Consider the following 17043-nt stretch of genomic DNA (forward strand, 5'->3'; position numbering starts at 1 on the left):
CCGCCGCCGCCGGCGCGCGCAGCCGGTGGCCGGGCCGCACGAGCAGCACGGCGACGACGGCGATCCCGGCCGCCACGAGCCGCGCGGCGTCGGCCCCGCGCCAGCCAACCCCCTGCCAGGCCACCCCGACGAGCGTGAACAGCGCGAAGGCGACCGGCGGTCCCCACCGGGCGGCCCACGGGCCCAGCGCGTTCATGGGGCGCATGGTACGGCGATCGCCAGCCGGAATCAGGCTCACGGCAAACTACCGCGAGGTCAGCGAGCTGCGGCGGGCGGAGACAGCCAGGGCGACCAGCGCCAGCGCGACGACGGCCACGAGCGGGCCGGTGGCGTCGCCGATGCCGAGCCACGGCTCGCGCACCGCTTTCGTAACCAGGGTCAGCGGCAGCGGGCCGGCGATCACGCGCAGCGCCGAGCCCATCACGGCCGGCGGTGGCCCGCCGGCGCCGAGCAGGAACGACGGGAAGAAGAGCAGCAGCCCCACCGCCTGCGCCGAGCGGGCCGAGGGCAGCAGCGTGCCCAGCAGGACGCCGATGCTGACGAAGGCGACCGCGCCGGCGGCCAGCCCGACGGCCACCCGCCACCAGCTGTGCGGGGTCGGCACGCCATAGACAGGGGCGGCGACGGCCAGCAGCACGGCACCGGCCAGCGCGATGGCCACGAGCCCGGCAACCAGCTGCGCGGCGGCGAACGACCAGCGGCTGAAGCCGGCGGCGGCGAACCGGCGCAGCACCCCGCGCTCCCGGTAGGACGCGATGTGCACCGGCAGCATGACCAGCCCGGCGGCGGCGATCACGACCGTCAGATAGGACGCGACATACCAGTGCGCCGGATCCGTCCCGCCGAAATCCTCGTCCGGCGAGCGTCCGAACGAGCCGCCGATGATCAGCATTGTTACGACCGGGAAGGCGAACACGAAGAACATCGTCATCGGGTCACGGACGGTCAGCCGCAGCTCGGCGCGGATCAGCCGGCGCACGGCCCCGCGCCCGGCCGCCTCGCCGGCGTCCGTCGCCGTGGCTGTACCCGCCGTCGCCGTCGTGGTGGTGGTCGGTGCGGTGGCTGGCGTCGTCACCGCGTCGGTGGCGGTGGCGAGCGAGGGCTCCATGGTGGCGGTCATTGCTGGGCTCCGATCAGTTCCGCGGTGAAGGGGCCGGCATGGTAGGCGGGAGTGGCTGACGTGGCGGTCGGTGCGGTGGTGGAGGTGTCGTCGTCGCGCAGCAGTCGGAGCAGCGCGGCCTCGAGATCGGGCAGTTCCACCCGCAGATCGGCGGGGATCCGGCCGCGGCGCACGAGCTCGGCGCCGACGTGGGCGATCACCGGCCGGTCGCCGTGCACCCGGACCTGGTCGCCATGCACCGAGACGTCCCGAACGCCCGGCAGCGCGCGCATGGCCCGAACCAGCTCGCCGGCCTCGCCCGCGTCGCCGATCCCGCTCGCGTCGCCGCGGTCGCCCGGCGGCCAGCCGAACTGGACCCGCGCCCAGCCCGCGTGTCGGTCCACCAGCCGCGCGGGCGGCCCGGCGTCCAGCACCCGCCCGCGGCGCATGGCCACCACCCGGTCGCACAGCGCCTCGGCCTCGTCGAGCTCGTGGGTCACCAGCAGCACGGTGGTGCCCTCGTCGCGTAGCTGCCGGACCGCCGACCACACGCCGCGCCGGGCGGCCGGGTCCAGACCCTGGGTGAGCTCGTCCAGGATCACCAGCCGCGGCCGGTTCAGCAGTGCCAGGACCAGGAACAGCCGCTGTCGTTCGCCGCCGCTGAGCGAGGCGAACGCCGATCGGCGGCGCTCCGCCAGCCCGAACTGGTCAAGCAGCTCGCCGGCCGGCCGGGCGCGGCCGGTGGCGAACAGTTCGACCGCCTCGTGCACCCGGAGCCGGTCGGGCAGCGCCGAGTCCTGCAGCTGGCTGCCGACCCAGCGGCGGACCCGGTCCGCGTGGCGCACCGGGTCCAGGCCGAGAACCCGTACCGTCCCGGCATCCGGGCGCCGCAGCCCCTGGACGCACTCCACCGTCGTGGTCTTGCCGGCACCGTTGGCGCCGATCAGACCGACCACCTCGCCGGCCGCCACATCGAGATCCACGTCGTCGACGACGACCCGCTCGCCGTAAGCCTTGCGCAGGCCGCGCACCATCACCACTGGAAGATCTGTCATGCCGCCAATGGTTCGCCGCTGCGGCCACCGGCACATCGACCCACGGGCAGAACCGCGGCTCTGCCCACGGGCAGAAAACCAGGCCACGGCTCTCCCGTCCCCGAGGGAGGGCCATCGCCCGCGGGCGGGCTCCTGGAGTCTCTGGTGGCCGGGCCGGCGTTCCGGCGCTGGGGAGCGACCCGGCTGCTCGCCGTTGGCTGCGTCGACACGGTGCTGCTGGTGCTGCTGGTGCTGCCGGTGCTGCCGGTGCTGCCGGTCGCGCTCGGCGCCGGCGCCCTCCCATTGCGGCCGGCGCTGTCGCCGCGGGCGCCGGCGCAGGCGTGCCGAGGCGCCTCCGTGGGTGGGGTGCCCCCGGACCCACGGAGGCGCTTTCCGGCCGAGGTCAGCTAGACGTCGCGACCAACCCGGTAGGTGAGGTGGACGAGATTGTCACCGATGGTCCGGGCCTGGACGAGGCGCAGGCCTTTCTGGTCGCCGGTCTCACCGAAGAGACGCTCGCCGGCCCCGAGCACCACCGGGAAGACGGACAGCCGCAGCTCGTCGACCAGGTCGTGCTCGATCAGCGTGCGCCCGAGCTGATAGCTGGCGTAGACGAGGATCTCCCCGTCCAGCGCATCCTTCAGCTTCGAGACCTGGTCCACCACGTCGCCCCCGAGGACGGTCGCGTTGCTCCACCTGGGCTCGTCGACGGTCGAGGACACGACGTACTTGGGCAGGCCGTTCAGCCGGTCGGCGAAGTCGCCGCTGCGCGACAGCCACCGCGCGGCGAACCACTCGTCACTGCGCCGACCGAGCAGAAGGGCCTCGGCGCCCAGCGCCTCCTCGAACGAGATCGTGAACCACGCATCGAGGTCCTTGCCCCCGAACTGGTTGAACCAGCCGCCCAGCCGGAAGCCCTCCTGGCCGTCCGGGTCCTGGACGACTCCGTCCAGTGAGGCGTTCGTGCTGATAATGATCTTTCCCATCGCGTCTCTCCGGTGTCGGGTTGTGTTGTCACCTGCCACCGATGTAGACACCGCGACGTCGAAAAGGGGGCGTCGGCGGGCCGCCCCCTTTGCCCCCGGGCCGGTGTCCATACAGGCGAGCGACGAGACGCGAAGGGAAGTGATCCGAGGGTGTTGGATGTGGCCGCCGACTTGATCTCCAGAGCGCGGGCCGGGGACGGCGACGCGTTCCGGCAGCTGACCGAGCCGTACCGCCGGGAGCTGCTGGTGCACTGCTACCGGATGCTCGGGTCGTTCCAGGACGCCGAGGACGTCCTGCAGGACGCGCTGCTGGCCGCCTGGCAAGGCTTCGCCGGGTTCGAAGGACGCGCCTCGCCGCGAACCTGGCTCTACCGGATCGCGACGAACCGGTGCCTCAACGCGCGCAGGTCGGCCAGCCGACGCCTGGCCAAGGAGTGGGACGTGCCCAATGTCGGACCGCCCGAGCCGACCCGGCTCGGCGAAGTCGTATGGCTCGAGCCAATGCCCGACGCCCTGTTCGAGAGCGCGGTCGACGCGCCGCTGGGCCCGGAGGCCTGCTACGAGCAGAACGAAGCCATCTCTTTGGCCTTCGTGACCGCCCTTCAGGTCCTGCCGCCCCGTCAGCTCGCCGTGCTCATCCTGCGCGACGTCCTCGGATTCCACGCGAACGAGGTGGCCGAGATGCTCGACTCGAGCGTCGAATCGGTCAAGAGCGCGCTCAAGCGCGCTCGCGCCGGCCTGGAGCAGCGACGGATGGCTAACGACGACCGCGAACCACCGCCCGCCTCCGACTCCCCCGCCGAGAACGCGATCGTGGCGAAATTCGCGCAGGCGTGGGAATCCGCCGATCTCGACGCGCTGGTGGACCTTCTGACCGACGACGTGTTCATGTCGATGCCGCCGATGCCCTTCGAGTACGAGGGCCGAGACGTCGTGGCCCGCTTCTGCGCCAGTATTTTCAGCGCGGGTCGCCGGTTCGACCTCGTCCCGACGCGAGCCAACGGTCAGCCAGCGTTCGGAGCCTACCTGCGCTCTCCCAACGGCATCAGCCACGGGACCGGCCTCTACCTCCTCACCCTCACCGGCGATCGGATCTGCGCCCTGACCCGCTTCGACAACAGCGTGCTCCCGTCGTTCGGGCTACGGCGATCGATCCCCAGCCGATAGCCGGCATCCCAACGATCGACTTCCGCACTGACGACGCTCGGCCGGGTCGGGCGCTGAACCGAGCGCGGCGCGCGTTGCCACGGGACGGCGGGAGACCAAGGCGGCTCCGGAGCACCAGGGGGCGACTGCCGCCTCAGGACACCGGTCCAGGCGCCGCGCGCAAACGCCTTCGCCGAACGCTGGCTCCGCCGGTCGGGTCGAGCGACCCGGGGGCGCGCAGCCGCACCATGATCGGCTGCGCGCGGGAATGCCGTGCGACTCGGTCACACGCACGTGTCGTATGGGTGTGACCGAGTCTGGTCAGCGGGCGCGGCGTGCGCTGAACGTCGCGGCGCTGTGGGTCGGTCGCGACCTGGGTCGCTCGGCGGTCGACGGGGCGGCCTCGTGATCGGGTGAGTTGGTACGAGCCGTGGCCATCGGCGGTCGAGACGCCGTGGCCCGCCCGGCGCGGTGGCCGTGGTTGCCGGCGGGGCGGCGTCCACGCCGTCTGCCTGTTCGAGGTGTCGGCTCGGTGCCGCGGTCTCCGCCAACCGGCATGCGTTGGGCTGGACTGGTTCTGGTCTCCGCCTGGATCGCGACCGCGGGGCTGGTGAGCGACCGAGCGCCGGGGGCGAGCGTGGAGAGTATCGGGTGATCGGCGGATGCGACCCGTGTGGTCGTCGGCCTGATGCCGGCGGCGCGGGCCAGCTGCGTGACCTCACGGATCTGCTCCGTGGTCGCCAGGGTGATGACGGTGCCGCTGTTGCCGGCGCGCGCGGTGCGCCCGGAACGGTGCAGGTATGCCTTGTGGTCGGCCGGCGGGTCGGCGTGGATCACGAGGGCCACGTTGTCGACATGGATGCCGCGGGCGGCGATGTCCGTGGCGACCAGCGCCGAGGCCCGGCCTGTCTGGAAGTCGTCGAGGTTGCGGGTACGGGCGTTCTGGCTCAGGTTGCCGTGCAGCTCGACCGTGGGCACGCCGGCGCGGTTGAGGTGGCGGGCCAGAGCCTTGGCGCCGTGCTTCGTGCGGGTGAACACGACCGTGCGGCCTGGTGCGCTGGACAGGTCGACGAGCACGGGGAGCCGGCTGTCCCGCTCGACGTGCAGCAGATGGTGCGCCATGGTGCCCACCGGGGACTGGGCGGAGTCGGCCTCGTGTACCGCGGGTTTGCTGAGGTACTGGCGCACCAGGGTGTCGATGGCCTTGTCCAGGGTGGCCGAGAACAGCATTCGCTGCCCGCCGGCCGGGGTCTGGCCGATCAGCCGGCGTACGGCGGGAAGGAACCCCAGGTCGGCCATGTGGTCGGCCTCGTCCAGCACGGTGACCTTTACCTGGGCCAGCGAGCAGTGCCCCTGCGCGAGGAGATCCTCGAGCCGGCCGGGGCAGGCCACGACGATGTCGACGCCCCGCCGGATCGCGGCCACCTGCGGGTTCTGACCGACGCCGCCGAACACGGTGCACGAGGTGAGGCCGGCCGCGGCGGCGAGCGGCCGCAGAGCCGTGTCGATCTGCGCGGCGAGCTCGCGGGTGGGCGCCAGAATCAGTGCGCGCGGAGCCCCTGCTCGGGCCCGGGGCCCGCCGGACAGCCGCGCGACCACGGGCAGGAGGAACGCGAGCGTCTTGCCGGACCCCGTGCGGCCGCGGCCGAGGACGTCACGTCCAGCGAGCGCGTCCGGCAGCGTCGCCCGCTGGATGGGGGTGGGGATCTCGATGGCGAGACGGGTGAGAACGTCGGTCAGGCGCGCAGGCACGCCAAGATCGGTGAACGAAGACAAGAAAAAATCGCTATCTGTGTGGATGTCCCGCCGACAACCGGATCCGAGGATCTCGACCGGTTACGCGCGGAGCCGAGGCCCGATGCTGAGCAGCGGGTGCTACGACGCGCGGACAACTCGCGGCAGGAGCTCGACGAGCTGATGCAGTCAGCATAGCTGGTCCGTGCGCCGCATCGGTGCTGACCAGTGCGGTGAGGCCCGCCGCACAGCACCCGCTCGATGGTCAGAACCCGACCGTCCAGGTCGCAGCGGCGCAGGCAGGCCAGTTCACCCCGGCGGGCACCGGAATCGGCCGCAAGCCGCACCAACAGCAAATTTTGCTCGGCGGTGAACAGCGCCCGCGCAGGCCCGGCGCGGTCCAGGCGGGCGCCTACCACGTGTTCGGCGGCGGCGACCTGGGCCTCGGCGGTGCGCAGAAGCTGGCAGACCTCGGCGAGGGTGTGGTGGCGTCGCGGTACCGGCCGCCGTGGGCCCTTCACGCCGGCAAGTGGGTTGCTAGGCAGAAGCTCTTCGTCGACTGCCCAGGACACCGCCGAACGCAGGGCAAGCCAGCGGCCGGACACCGTCGGCACCGACAGGCCCTCCTGCTGCCAGCGCCGGATCGCCGCCCGCACATATCCGGGCGTGAGCGCGGCCAGTCGTCGCCGCGCCAGCCGGTCGGCCAGCGGCGTCTGGACCACATGCCGGTGTGAGGCCAGGGTCACAGGTCACCAGGCGTGCGACGCGGTGAGGTCGGGGATCATGACGGGCCGTGGTGTCACGGTCGTGTTCCTGGTGCGCAGGCTGCTCGCAATGGCCGGTGTGGGTGGTCGGCCCCACGAGATAGAGGTCGAGATCGCCGTCCCGCGCCACCAGGTGGCGATAGTGCGTCGCGGGGTCGCCCGGCCGCGGATAGCTGGCCGTCGGCGACATAGCATCGCCCACATGCTCGACCCAGGCGCCCGCGTTCCTGTCTTCGCCCTCCCGGACCAGGACGGGAGGTTGGTCGCCTCGACTGCGCTTGCGGGGCACTGGGCGTTGTTGTGGTGGTATCCCAAGGCCGGGTCGCCCGGCTGCACCATCGAAGGTCAGGAACTACGAGACCAGGCCGAGCAGTTTCAGGCAGCCGGCTGTCTCATTGTGGGCCTGTCGTTCGACACACCTGAAGAGAACAAGGCTTGGGCCGAGGAACAGGGCTTCGAGTTCCCGCTGCTTTCGGATGTGGACCACAGCGTGGGGCGCCTGTTCGCGGTCGAGCGGGACCCAGACGACCAGTACGCCGCCTTTCCGCTTCGAGTGTCATACCTGGTCGATCCCGATGGCGTCGTCCGCAAGACATATGTCGTCGCCGGTGTCCAGGAGCATGCCGTCTCTGTACTGTCCACTCTCGCCGAGCTGGGCCGGGCATGAGTGAGGACGTGCCCGCGGGGGTCGTTCCGTTCCTGCCCGCCGGCCACCGAGCGTATCGAGCACACCGACCGGCGTGGCCGCTGCGCACGACCGCCGCGAGTCGGCCCACCGATCCGGCATTCGATGCAGCCGATCTTGCTGACCAGGTAGCCCGGGTCGCGCGTGGCGGCGCGCGAGCCGCGGTGCTGGGCATTAACGACGGCCTCGTCACCAACATCTGCCTCATTCTGGGCATGGCCGGCGCGCACGCGTCGCCCGGCACCGTCCGTCTGGCCGGGTTCGCCAGCCTGCTCGCCGGCGCGCTGTCGATGGCTGCGGGTGAATGGGTCTCCGTACGCAGTCAGGCCGAACTCTACGGTGGCCTGCTTGTCAAGATCCGGCAACTGGTCACGCGTAACCCACGATTGATGCTCGACGAGCTCTCATCACGCCTAGAGGCCGCGGGATTCGCCCGGGCAACCGCGCAATCCGCGCCAGCAGAGCTCGCGCTGGACGAGGAGCGGTTTCTTGCCTTCACCGCTCAGATCGTGTTTGGCATCAGTCCCGCCGGGCTCGGCTCGCCACTGACCGCCGCGACCACATCGCTCGCCTACTTCGCCGGGGGAGCCCTCATACCGCTCGCGCCCTGGTGGTTCCTGCGCGGCGTCCCCGCCGTATCCGTGTCCATCGCCCTGACCGCCATCGCCAGCATCCTCGTCGGGGCCGGCATCGCCCGCTCCAGCGATCACTCGATGAGGCGTGGGGCGCTGCGCCAGCTGGCTATCATCCTGGCCGCAGCGGCAGCCACCTACAGCATCGGAAAGCTGTTCGGCTCAACAGTGAGTTGACCGACGAGGAGACGCGCGCCGAGATGGAGGCGAGCGTGCCGCTGAAGTACGTCAACGCCTTCTTCCACTTCTACGTCGACGGCGCTCTCGACGAGTCGCAGTCGTTGTCGTCGGCGGTCGGATGCCAGCGTTCCTGGTGGACCGCCTGGCGAAGCGGGCGCCGGTTCGCCCAGCCGTGGCGCTCGAGGTCGGGGATGGATTCGTGGTGGGTTACCGGTCCGAGGCACAGCCACGCGACGGGTCGGATGTCCGCGGGGATGGCGAGCAGGTCGCGGACGAACGCTTCCCGGTAGAAGGAGACCCATCCCACGCCGAGACCCTCGGCCGTGGCCGCGAGCCACAGGTTCTGGATCGCCAGGCAGACGGAGTAAAGACCTGCGTCGGCGATGGCGTGTCGGCCCAGGACCGCCGGCGCCCCGCGTCGCTGGTCGTAGGTCACGACCAGCGACAGGGACGACTCCATCACCCCGTCGATCTTTATCCGGCTGAAGCGGGCGGCCCGTTGTTCGGCAAGCGACGCGGCGAAGACCTCCCGCTCGCACCGAACGTGGGCGTGAAAGGCCCGCCGTGTGCGCCGGTCGGTGACGAGGATGAAGTCCCAGGGCTGGCTGAGTCCGACACTCGGCGCGGCGTGTGCGGCCTCGAGCACCCGCTCGAGGATCTCGCTGGGGATCGGCGCGCCAGTGAACTGGCCGCGCACGTCGCGGCGCTGGTGGATCACGTCGTACAGATGCGTAGGCATGGCAGGCTCCCGCTGTCCGGCCGCCCCAGGGCGGCACCCGCGCGGGGCCGGTCTTCGGACTCCCGGATCGACGCCGACCGTCCGCCTTCCCGGACTGTTAGGTCCAGTGGCCGCGCTGAGCGCGTGGACGGGGACTCCCCGGTTACCGCGGCGGGCCCGTGCCGGACTTCCACCGGCTTCCCGATTCTCCCCGGTCACCCGGGGCACCCCGCAAACGATGCCGCCGTGCACGCTATCAGGGCCTGGTGCCCGCCGCCGGGCTCGTTGGCCGGTCTGGACGAGGCCCACACCAGAGCCCGATGATCCCGGTTTGGCCGGCGTCCCCCGATCGTCCGCCGTCGTCCACCGGCTTGGCTGCCACGCTGGCTGCCACGGAACTCCGGGCGGGGCCTGTCAGCTCGGCTGCCGGTCGGCGAAGCTCTGGGCCGTCGCCGACCGCGGGTTAGCATGGCCGCTTGTCATCGAGCTAGCGGCAAATCGTGCCGAAGATCAACAAGGAGTGCGGTTGAGTACGACGGCAAACAAGAACATGGTGTTCAGTTTCTTCGAGAACCTGTCGGTGGGGCGCATCAAAGCCGCCATGGACCTGATGGACGAGAAGGCTACGTGGTTGGTGTCCGGAAAGCCGGAGCACATCCCGCTGGCGGGCACATACACCAAGCAGAAGCTCGTCGATCTGCTCGGCTTGGTAGGAACGGTCATGCCGGCTGGGATAGAAATGACCATCACCAGTGGAACAGCGGAAGGAGATCGGGTCGTCGTCGAAGCCGAGGTGCGCGGGGTGTCGCCGGCCGGAAAGACGTACGACAACCGGATCTGCTTTGTCGTCGAAGTGCGCGGCAGCACGATTCAGTCCGTGCGCGAATACTACGACACGATTCACACCAACGATGTCCTGTTCGACAGGACGTACTCCAACGAGGCCCTCGTGGAGAATTAGCTCCTCATCCGTATGGCCGGCCGTTCAGGAGTCGCAGGGGCGCCGGGTCCGCCGATACGGGGGCCAGCCGGCCAGAGCCGGGTGAGCTGGTGCGGGGTGAGGGGCTGGGCGTAGACGGCACGGAAGACCTTCCCCACGGTGTCGGTGTCAACGGTGTCGGCGAGCATGACGAACCAGTCGATGCCGACGGGGCAGGCCCACAGGTAGCTCGAACTCGACCCGACGCAGGTCGGGGAGCCCGGGTGTCCCACTCCCGGCTCCGGTAACCGTTGCGACGATTCACCCGATCGGGCGAGATCTCACCGTATTCCGCTCCGCACAGCGCGTCCGCCTCCGCGGACATCAGGGAATCCGCGAACCTTTTCACCAGCGCGCCCAGCAGATCCGGACTCGCCATCATCAGTTCCTTGCCGACGAGTTCCGCGTCGGGCACAGTCGGTCGCACGGCCATCGCAGTGTTCCTCCGTCTTCGAGTTCTTTGGTCGGTTCTCGAAGAGGATCACGCGGTGGCCGTCCCAGTTCGCGGACCGCTACTCCAGCAAGTCACTGGTCGATCACATCCCGTACACCACGTCCGTCGCCGCTGCGCCACCAGGTGGGTCGGCCGCGCATGCCGTGGTGCCAGGCATCGGTCTGCTGGCGCAGTGCGGCGAGGCGGTCGTTGTCCCGCGAAAGAAGCCCGCGTCACGGAGTCCGAGTCCGAGTCTCAGGTAAGCGGATCGAGGCGCTGCGGCGTATAGGGGGTGTGAAGCAGCTGGAGTTCAGGGAGTTCTACCAAGCCAGCCAGGACGCATGCCTGCGGGCAGTCTTGGCGAGCGTGGCTGATCGGCAGCTGGCCGAGGACCTGGTCGCCGAGGCGTTCACTCGGGCCTGGATGGCGTGGCCGAAAGTCAGCCGCCATCCGGCGCCGCGCGCATGGATCGTGCGTACGGCGCTCAACACCCGGGTCTCGTGGTGGCGTCGGCGGCGACGGGAAGTAGCGCTGGACGGTGTTCCCGACGTCGCGGCCAGCACGGTCAGTGACCCCGGTCTGGACCCCCAACTGCTGGCCGTGCTGCGTCAACTGCCGCGGCGGCAGCGGGAAGTGATCGCGTACCGGGTCTTCCTCGACCTCGACACCGGCACCACGGCCAAGGTGCTCGGGATCGCCCCGGGAACCGTCGCCGCCCATCTGTCGCGGGCCGTTGCGACACTGCGCGGCCACCTTGTTACCGCAGACAACCCGGAGGTTGGGCAATGAGCGACCGCGACATGGACGTACTGGACGCGCTGAAGGATTCGCTGGACGGCATCACCATGGACACCCCGGTCGAGCAGATCGAGGCCGCGGGCCGGGCGCGCCGGCGTCGGCGCCGCATCGTGGGCATGACGGCGGGCGTCGCGGCAGCCGCGGGGCTTGCGCTCGGCGTCCCGATGTACGGCAGCCCGTCGACCGCGCCGCCGACGGCGGGCGACAGCACCGGGGCGGGCGCCGTGCACATCCGTACGGTGGCATACACCGTGGACACCGTGAGCGACGGCACGGTTCATGTGACGTGGGACAAGGAGATGTACATCAAGGACCACGCGGGCCTGGAGGCCGCGCTGCGCCAGGCCGGATTCCCGGTGCTCATCAAGGAGGGCGAGTTCTGCAAGGGCCCGCAGGACGACGGAACACTCGACCCGAGCGGCTCAGGGCCCGGGGTCAGGGACGTCATGAAGGGCGAGCGGGGAGACGATGGGAGGGTCACCTTCGTCTTCACCCCCTCGGCGATGCCGGCCGGGACTCAGCTGTTCATCGGCTACCTGAACGAGGCCCAACTGGCCGCCACGAACGGGAATCCGGGATCCGTCGAGCGCCTGGTGCCCACGGGAGTACCGCTGACGTGCACCACGGACGCGCCGCCCGCGCACGTCGTTCGTGGCGGGTCCGAGGGCGACGGCGCGCGCAAGTAGCGGAACGTCGCGTCGGCCGGAGCGAGCAGGGCGAGGGGCAGCCGGCGCAGGCCGCGGCGAAAGCGCGTAGGTCGGCCGCGGGCCGGTACGCCTGTGGACTATGCCTCCCGGACCTGCCGGATCGGCTAGGCCGATCCGGCACCGGACTCCAGACGTCGGCCCGCTGATCGTCCCGGGCGGGCGTCCGAGCCGGTCAGGTAAGCCGCAGCCCGCCGTCGCAGGGCAGGACCACGCCGGTGATGAAGCTGTTCTCCAGGACCGCGACAATCGCCGCGGCGACGTCATCGGGTCGGCCATTGCGCCGGACCGGAGTCCGACGTGCGAACTGGTCGAACGCGGCCCGTCGGGCGTCTTCTGGCATTTCGTCCCACCAGCCGGTCTCGATGACGCCGGGGGACACGGCGTTGACTCGCCGTGGGGCCAGCTCGACAGCGAGTGGTCGCACCGCGGCCTCCAGAGCGCCGTTGACCGCGGCCAAGCCCGCGGTCCCCGGCAGCGCGGCCTGCGCCGAACCCGCGGTCACCAACGTGATCGAGCCGTCCTCGGCGAGTGTCGGTAGCGCCAGCGCCACGGCCCGCAGATGGGCGACCGGCTTCCCCAGAAACGCCCCGGCGAGGTCGGTGTCGGCGAGCTCCGCCGCCGGACCGGCCCCGCCACGCCGGGTGACTGTGACGACCAGGTCGCTGATCGGTCCCGCCTCGCTGAAGAACCGCCGCAACGCGCCGACGTCCTCGGCATCCACCTCAAGTCCCCTGGCCGTACCGCCCAGTTCCTTGACCGCGGCCTCGAGTCGGTCGCGGTTGCGCCCGCCGAGGGTGACCTGCACGCCCCGGCCAGCGAGCAGCCGCGCCGTGGCGAAACCGATCCCGGCGCTGCCGCCGAGGACGGCGACGTGACGATCTTGCATGGTGCTGCTCGCGGACATCGCGAACCTCCGTTTCCGAACGACCCGTTCGCAAACGCTACACCAGATACCGAACGGACCGTTCGGTTACGATGCGGAGGTGAGCGAACAACCCGTCCGCCAGCCAGGGCGGCCGCGAAGCGAGCGAGCGCGGATGGCGGTCCTGGAGGCGACCCTGGCGCTGGCGGGCGAGGTGGGACCGGCCGGGCTCTCCATGGAGGCCATCGCGAAGCGGGCCGGCGTCAGCAAGGAGACGCTGTACCGCTGGTGGCGATCCAAGACCGAGGTGATCCTCGACGCGATGGCCGAACGCGGGCAGGAGACCATCCCGCTCCCCGACAACGGCACCCTGCCAAGCGACTTGCGGGCCTTCCTGCGGTCCACCGTCGAGTCCGCCGACCACACCACCGTGCGTCTCCTGCGTGCCGTCGCGGCGGCGGCAGCCACGGACCAGGCCGTGGCCCATGACGTCCGGGACCGGTTCCTCGTCACCAGACGGGCCGCCCTGGGAACTCTCCTGGACCGGGCCGTAGCCCGGGGCGAGATCCCCGATGAGCACACGACGCCGCTGCTCGACTTCGTCTACGGCTCTCTGTGGTACCGGCTGATCTTTGACGTCGGTCCACTCGACCACACCTGGGCCGACGAAACAGTCGCGGCAATCACGGCGATCTTGTAACGGCTGCCCGAGCGCCTGCCTGATCGGTCCGAAGTCGTCCCCAGGAACTGGGGCGAGGCGGGCAAGTCGCTCGCGGGAGGGATCCATGGTGACGGGACGGGCCTGTGCCGCCTACGCCGCGAACCTCCGGTCCGGGAACCGTTCCTCCCAGCTCCGCCGTACGCAGGGGGAGGAACAGCTGCCGCCAGACCTGCCGGAGCACCGCTCCGTTTGGGGTAGGAACGCAGGTCGTCAGCCCGGGTCGCCTCCCGGATCACGCGTTCGTACATCACGTTCCGCTCGGCCGGATCATCCAGGTGGAACTCCGCCTACTCCGATGCTCTCGACCACGATGGACTGTCAACTGTTCCTGAAGTTTGGCCCTCTGGGGCCCGCAGGTCCCCAGAGGGGTCAGTTTCGAGGAGTCGACGACAACTGTGCACTTAGATTCGCCTCGACCCGCGGATTAGGAGATCAGCGACGGTCCGTCCGCCTACGTCCGTGGACGTCCGTCAGCTCAGCTCACCCGCCGTCCGCACCTGCCCCCCGTGACAGGTGCGGACGGGCACCGTGCGTGGCTCAGTGGGCGTCGAGCTCGGCGATGGCCTGGCCGGCGCCGAAGTCGGGTGGCGTGCCGAGTGGGCTGTCGAGGATGTAGTGGCCGGCGGGGATGCGGGTGATGGTGTAGCCGGGTTCGTCGCCGACTGGCTGGCTGACGGTGACGACGTCGGCGATCTGCTGGAAGTCGGTGCGGCCGGCGGCGACGTCGGCGGCGGTCGCGGTGGCGCCGTCCTTGGCCTTGCCGACGAGCAGGATGAAGCCCGCGCGGTTCGGGTCCCCGGTGTTGGTGAACCGGATGGCCACCGGGCCGGCGGTGACCGAGGCGGGCACGCCGGTGAGCGTGCCCGCGTCGTTGGTGACGTCGAGCTTCGGGTATCCGCAGTGGTCGTACATCCAGGCGTCGACGGCGTGGCCGGCCTCGGTCAGGCCGCTGCTGTCGAGGTCGAACGGCTTGCCCTGCTTGGCGCCGTTGACCACGGCGATCAGTTTGTCCGCCTGGCCGGTCAGTTCGGCGGGCAGGTTGGCGCGCAGGGCGGTGGCCGCCGGCTCGATCGCCGCGGCGAACGCGCGCAGGTCGTCGGCGGTGGGGGCGGGGGCGTCCGGGTCGATGCCGGGGAAGTTGGTGGCGTTGACGGTGAGCTCGGCCTCGCAGGCCGCCTGGACCGAGCCGGCACTGGTCGCGCCGCTCGCCGTCGGCGTGGCGGCCGCTGTGTCCGCCGAGTCGGACGAGTCCGACGAATCCGACGAGCAGCTGGCGACGGCGATGAGGGCCGCCGACGCGAGCGCGGCCGCCGCGGCGACCGCGCGCCGACGGTGGTGGGATCGCACGATCATGATGTCACTCCCAGGAAGAGATGCCCAGACGGGCGGGATGAACGGGGCAAAAAGGGCATGGCAAAGCCAACGGATGGGAGAGGAAGGGCTACGAACGGGAGACGGGACGCCGACGCCTCGGCGGCCCAGCTACCGGGTCGGCCGGGTCGGCGTGACTCCTCATGCCCATACAGTCGCGCGCGGCGCACCAAACGGATCAAGATCGCAAATAGTCCTCGGATTCCGTCACGGAGGCCGCCCTAGGAGACGGGCCACTCGACTCGTTCGACCTCGCCCGGCTCCACCGGTACCACGCAGCTCTTCGCCATCTGGTCGAAGAAAGATCCATGAGCACCCAGCCCGCGAGCCTGGCCGTCACCAGTTGCCGTGAGACAAGGACGCCGTCTATGTGCTGCCGCGCTCGACGGCCGCGGTGCGGCCCGGTCGACCAGCACGGCCCGGTTGCTCCTGATCTTGTGACGAAGTGGCTCGACCTCGAGCAGCGATCCGCCGACCGGGTAGGAGATCCACTGGGTGAACAGCCTGGTTGAAGACGCGTACACCGGTGCGTAGACCTCGGCTAGCAGATCCCAGGTGCGGCCGAAGAGTTCGAACAGCCGTGGGCGGTCGGGTGCGCGGTGCCGTTGGACGGCGGCTGCCACGGTCCGTCACCGACGCTCGTGGGCTCGGGCTGTGTCATCGTGCTCGTTCGCGGTGGACGAGGTCAGGGCTGATTGCTTTGTCACGAGAAGCGGAGCGACGGCCGCCAGGGCGAAGACCGCGGCCAAGGTGAGCCAGCCGGCCCGCCCAAGGGCTAGCACGGCGCCGGTCATGAGCAGCGGCCCGACGGCCCGGCTGAAGGCACGGCCCAGGCTGAAGGCAGCGAGGTAGGCGTTGCGGCGGTCCGGTGGCGCGATCGTGAACGAGACAGTCCACGCCGAGCCGACCTGAGTGATCTCGCCGAGGGTCAGCAGAACGACAGACACCGTCAGCGCGACAACGGTGAACGTGGCCGAACTCTCCGACGCCATCGCGAATCCGACGCTCGCCGCCGCCAGGCACAGTGCGGCACCCGCATAACCGCGCACCGCGCGTGTTGGGGTGGTCGCTAGCTTGCCAGCCGGGTACTGCAGGGCGATGGCGATGACACCGGCCACCGTGTAAAGCACGCCGACGAGGCTCAACGGTGCGTCGGTCCGGGTCGCCAGCCATATCGGGAAGGCGACGTTGAGAATCGGCTGCCACAGGCTCAGAACGGCGTCGTAGGCGGTCCAGGCTTGCAGTCGGGTATCGCGCAGCGCCGCCCAGCGGTCGCCAGATGGGCGTCTAATCACCTGGGTGCGGATTGGCAAGAGCGCGAGAGGATGACGGCCGCTACGACGAACGCGACCGCGTCGGCGATGAGCAGCAACTGGAACGCGTGCGGCAGGCCCAGGCCGAGTACAAGGCCCGCGCTGAGGCTGCCGACGCTGATGCCGACGTTGATGACGGTGCGGTGCAGGGCCAGTACCTTGGTGCGGCGGTCGGCGGCGGTCACCTCGCCGACCAGTGCCTGGATCAGGGGCGGCGCGGCCTGCTGGGTGACGGCCACGACGAAGGTCACCACCAGGAACGGTAACCACCCGTGCGCCGTGAGGTAAGCCGCGGTGGCCACGCCCTGGATCAGCTCGACAGACACAAGTACCCGACGTGGCCCGAACCGATCGGCCATCCGCCCGACCGGTAATGCCACGAGCATCGCGGCCAGCGCCGCCACGGTCAGCCCTGAACCGACCGCCACTGTGGACAGGCCGACGACGCGGACGAAGAACACCGTGGAGACCGCGAGGAATAGACCTGTGCCGATCCAGTCGACGAGTGCGGCCGCAAGCAGCCAAGGAAGGAACGCACCGGCGCGTGGCGGAGCCGTCATCGGCTGAGCCCTACCTGTACACGGTGACGTGGTCGACTGTGATGCCGCGTTCGGCGAGAAGTTCCTCGACATCCCGGTACGACAGGGCGAACCGGAGGTACCAGCGGACTCCGAGCACGATCACCTCCGGTGGGACCGGAAGCCGGTGAACTCCGAGGTCGGCACCACAGGACGGACACGGTCTCGCCGCATCATCCGATCATGCCCGACACCCGACCTTCGTCATATGCGACAGTGCCCCATGTCCAGCCCTGGGCCGGCGATGTAGCCATCCAGCGAGATGGCCAGGGCATGAACCCGCAGCTATCGAGGGGTGGCGGC

21 protein-coding genes, 2 pseudogenes and 1 riboswitch are annotated in these 17043 nt (G+C 70.3%); of the genes and pseudogenes, 9 read left to right on the forward strand and 14 right to left on the reverse strand.

Translation table 11 applies throughout. The features are described 5' to 3' along the window. The 3 genes from QOZ89_RS23495 to QOZ89_RS23505 form a co-directional block, all read right to left on the reverse strand. On the reverse strand, positions 1-196 hold a 196-nt coding region (locus QOZ89_RS23495), incomplete at its 3' end, for a hypothetical protein (RefSeq protein WP_312624667.1). 48 nt (positions 197-244) lie between these two features. Further along, positions 245-1120, reverse strand: coding sequence for an ABC transporter permease (locus QOZ89_RS23500; RefSeq protein ID WP_083418900.1), 876 nt, complete (start codon positions 1118-1120; stop codon positions 245-247). Next, positions 1117-2154: an ABC transporter ATP-binding protein gene (locus QOZ89_RS23505; RefSeq protein ID WP_071049880.1), complete on the reverse strand. Its 1038-nt coding sequence runs from the start codon at positions 2152-2154 to the stop codon at positions 1117-1119. The genes QOZ89_RS23500 and QOZ89_RS23505 overlap by 4 nt, the downstream gene beginning before the upstream one ends. A gap of 144 nt (positions 2155-2298) precedes the next feature. Between QOZ89_RS23505 and QOZ89_RS23510 the strand changes: the two genes are divergently transcribed. Beyond that, positions 2299-2544 carry a hypothetical protein gene (locus QOZ89_RS23510; protein ID WP_312624665.1) on the forward strand — a complete coding sequence of 82 codons (246 nt, stop codon included), beginning with the start codon at positions 2299-2301 and terminating at the stop codon, positions 2542-2544. On the opposite strand, the gene QOZ89_RS23515 is transcribed toward QOZ89_RS23510, so the two are convergent. Further along, entirely contained in the window at positions 2541-3119 is a 579-nt protein-coding gene (locus QOZ89_RS23515; protein ID WP_071049882.1) for a dihydrofolate reductase family protein, read from the reverse strand. The two genes, QOZ89_RS23510 and QOZ89_RS23515, sit on opposite strands and share 4 nt — an antisense overlap. A gap of 159 nt (positions 3120-3278) precedes the next feature. Here QOZ89_RS23515 and QOZ89_RS23520 point away from each other — a divergent pair, with 159 nt between their 5' ends. Further along, the gene (locus QOZ89_RS23520) at positions 3279-4286 is read left to right on the forward strand and encodes a sigma-70 family RNA polymerase sigma factor (protein WP_312624663.1); all 1008 of its coding nucleotides are present in this window, start codon (positions 3279-3281) and stop codon (positions 4284-4286) included. A gap of 300 nt (positions 4287-4586) precedes the next feature. On the opposite strand, the gene QOZ89_RS23525 is transcribed toward QOZ89_RS23520, so the two are convergent. Next, a complete protein-coding gene (locus QOZ89_RS23525) occupies positions 4587-6017 on the reverse strand; it encodes a DEAD/DEAH box helicase (RefSeq protein WP_312624661.1) in 1431 nt (476 codons plus the stop codon). 215 nt (positions 6018-6232) lie between these two features. On the opposite strand from QOZ89_RS23525, the gene QOZ89_RS23530 reads away from it, so the two are divergent. From QOZ89_RS23530 to QOZ89_RS23540, 3 genes are read left to right on the forward strand one after another with little or no spacing between them, the layout of a single operon-like run. Then, complete coding sequence (locus tag QOZ89_RS23530) at positions 6233-6733, forward strand: hypothetical protein (RefSeq protein ID WP_312624659.1); 501 nt, start codon at positions 6233-6235, stop codon at positions 6731-6733. Positions 6734-6782: 49 nt separating this feature from the next. After that, positions 6783-7430, forward strand: a complete 648-nt coding sequence (locus tag QOZ89_RS23535; RefSeq protein ID WP_157910537.1) for a peroxiredoxin — start codon at positions 6783-6785, stop codon at positions 7428-7430. Continuing rightward, positions 7427-8257: a VIT1/CCC1 transporter family protein gene (locus QOZ89_RS23540; RefSeq protein WP_312624657.1), complete on the forward strand. Its 831-nt coding sequence runs from the start codon at positions 7427-7429 to the stop codon at positions 8255-8257. Before QOZ89_RS23535 ends, QOZ89_RS23540 begins: the two co-directional genes overlap by 4 nt. Before the next feature lie 70 nt (positions 8258-8327). On the opposite strand, the gene bluB is transcribed toward QOZ89_RS23540, so the two are convergent. Then, on the reverse strand, positions 8328-8999 hold the full coding sequence (gene bluB / locus QOZ89_RS23545; protein ID WP_071049887.1) for a 5,6-dimethylbenzimidazole synthase: 672 nt from the start codon (positions 8997-8999) through the stop codon (positions 8328-8330). A gap of 28 nt (positions 9000-9027) precedes the next feature. Next, positions 9028-9225: riboswitch (cobalamin riboswitch) on the reverse strand. 279 nt (positions 9226-9504) lie between these two features. On the opposite strand from bluB, the gene QOZ89_RS23550 reads away from it, so the two are divergent. Then, a complete protein-coding gene (locus tag QOZ89_RS23550; protein ID WP_157910538.1) occupies positions 9505-9939 on the forward strand; it encodes a nuclear transport factor 2 family protein in 435 nt (144 codons plus the stop codon). On the opposite strand, the gene QOZ89_RS23555 is transcribed toward QOZ89_RS23550, so the two are convergent. Then, complete coding sequence (locus QOZ89_RS23555; RefSeq protein ID WP_071049889.1) at positions 9936-10190, reverse strand: hypothetical protein; 255 nt, start codon at positions 10188-10190, stop codon at positions 9936-9938. The two genes, QOZ89_RS23550 and QOZ89_RS23555, sit on opposite strands and share 4 nt — an antisense overlap. Next, positions 10175-10390 (reverse strand): annotated as a pseudogene (locus QOZ89_RS23560) (transposase); the annotation flags it as partial. The pseudogene QOZ89_RS23560 and the gene QOZ89_RS23555, both read right to left, overlap by 16 nt. Before the next feature lie 294 nt (positions 10391-10684). Here QOZ89_RS23560 and QOZ89_RS23565 point away from each other — a divergent pair. Both QOZ89_RS23565 and QOZ89_RS23570 read left to right on the forward strand, forming a co-directional pair. Then, entirely contained in the window at positions 10685-11179 is a 495-nt protein-coding gene (locus QOZ89_RS23565) for a sigma-70 family RNA polymerase sigma factor (protein WP_198543314.1), read from the forward strand. Continuing rightward, complete coding sequence (locus tag QOZ89_RS23570; protein ID WP_312624652.1) at positions 11176-11874, forward strand: hypothetical protein; 699 nt, start codon at positions 11176-11178, stop codon at positions 11872-11874. The genes QOZ89_RS23565 and QOZ89_RS23570 overlap by 4 nt, the downstream gene beginning before the upstream one ends. A gap of 193 nt (positions 11875-12067) precedes the next feature. Here QOZ89_RS23570 and QOZ89_RS23575 read toward each other — a convergent pair whose 3' ends face one another. Beyond that, positions 12068-12799, reverse strand: a complete 732-nt coding sequence (locus QOZ89_RS23575; RefSeq protein WP_312624651.1) for an SDR family oxidoreductase — start codon at positions 12797-12799, stop codon at positions 12068-12070. A gap of 133 nt (positions 12800-12932) precedes the next feature. On the opposite strand from QOZ89_RS23575, the gene QOZ89_RS23580 reads away from it, so the two are divergent. Beyond that, a complete protein-coding gene (locus QOZ89_RS23580) occupies positions 12933-13457 on the forward strand; it encodes a TetR/AcrR family transcriptional regulator (RefSeq protein ID WP_312624649.1) in 525 nt (174 codons plus the stop codon). A gap of 558 nt (positions 13458-14015) precedes the next feature. On the opposite strand, the gene QOZ89_RS23585 is transcribed toward QOZ89_RS23580, so the two are convergent. The 5 genes and pseudogenes from QOZ89_RS23585 to QOZ89_RS23605 form a co-directional block, all read right to left on the reverse strand. Next, entirely contained in the window at positions 14016-14831 is an 816-nt protein-coding gene (locus QOZ89_RS23585; protein ID WP_071046776.1) for a hypothetical protein, read from the reverse strand. Positions 14832-15070: 239 nt separating this feature from the next. Continuing rightward, positions 15071-15472, reverse strand: coding sequence for a hypothetical protein (locus QOZ89_RS23590; RefSeq protein WP_071046775.1), 402 nt, complete (start codon positions 15470-15472; stop codon positions 15071-15073). 6 nt (positions 15473-15478) lie between these two features. Continuing rightward, a complete protein-coding gene (locus QOZ89_RS23595; protein WP_312625268.1) occupies positions 15479-16162 on the reverse strand; it encodes an MFS transporter in 684 nt (227 codons plus the stop codon). After that, positions 16141-16722: an MFS transporter gene (locus QOZ89_RS23600; protein ID WP_312625270.1), complete on the reverse strand. Its 582-nt coding sequence runs from the start codon at positions 16720-16722 to the stop codon at positions 16141-16143. The genes QOZ89_RS23595 and QOZ89_RS23600 overlap by 22 nt, the downstream gene beginning before the upstream one ends. 13 nt (positions 16723-16735) lie before the next feature. Then, positions 16736-16846, reverse strand: a pseudogene (locus QOZ89_RS23605) (IS6 family transposase); the annotation flags it as partial. Positions 16847-17043 lie beyond the last annotated feature (197 nt).

The sequence above is a fragment of the Pseudofrankia coriaricola genome (assembly GCF_032027725.1).
GTDB lineage: Bacteria > Actinomycetota > Actinomycetes > Frankiales > Frankiaceae > Pseudofrankia.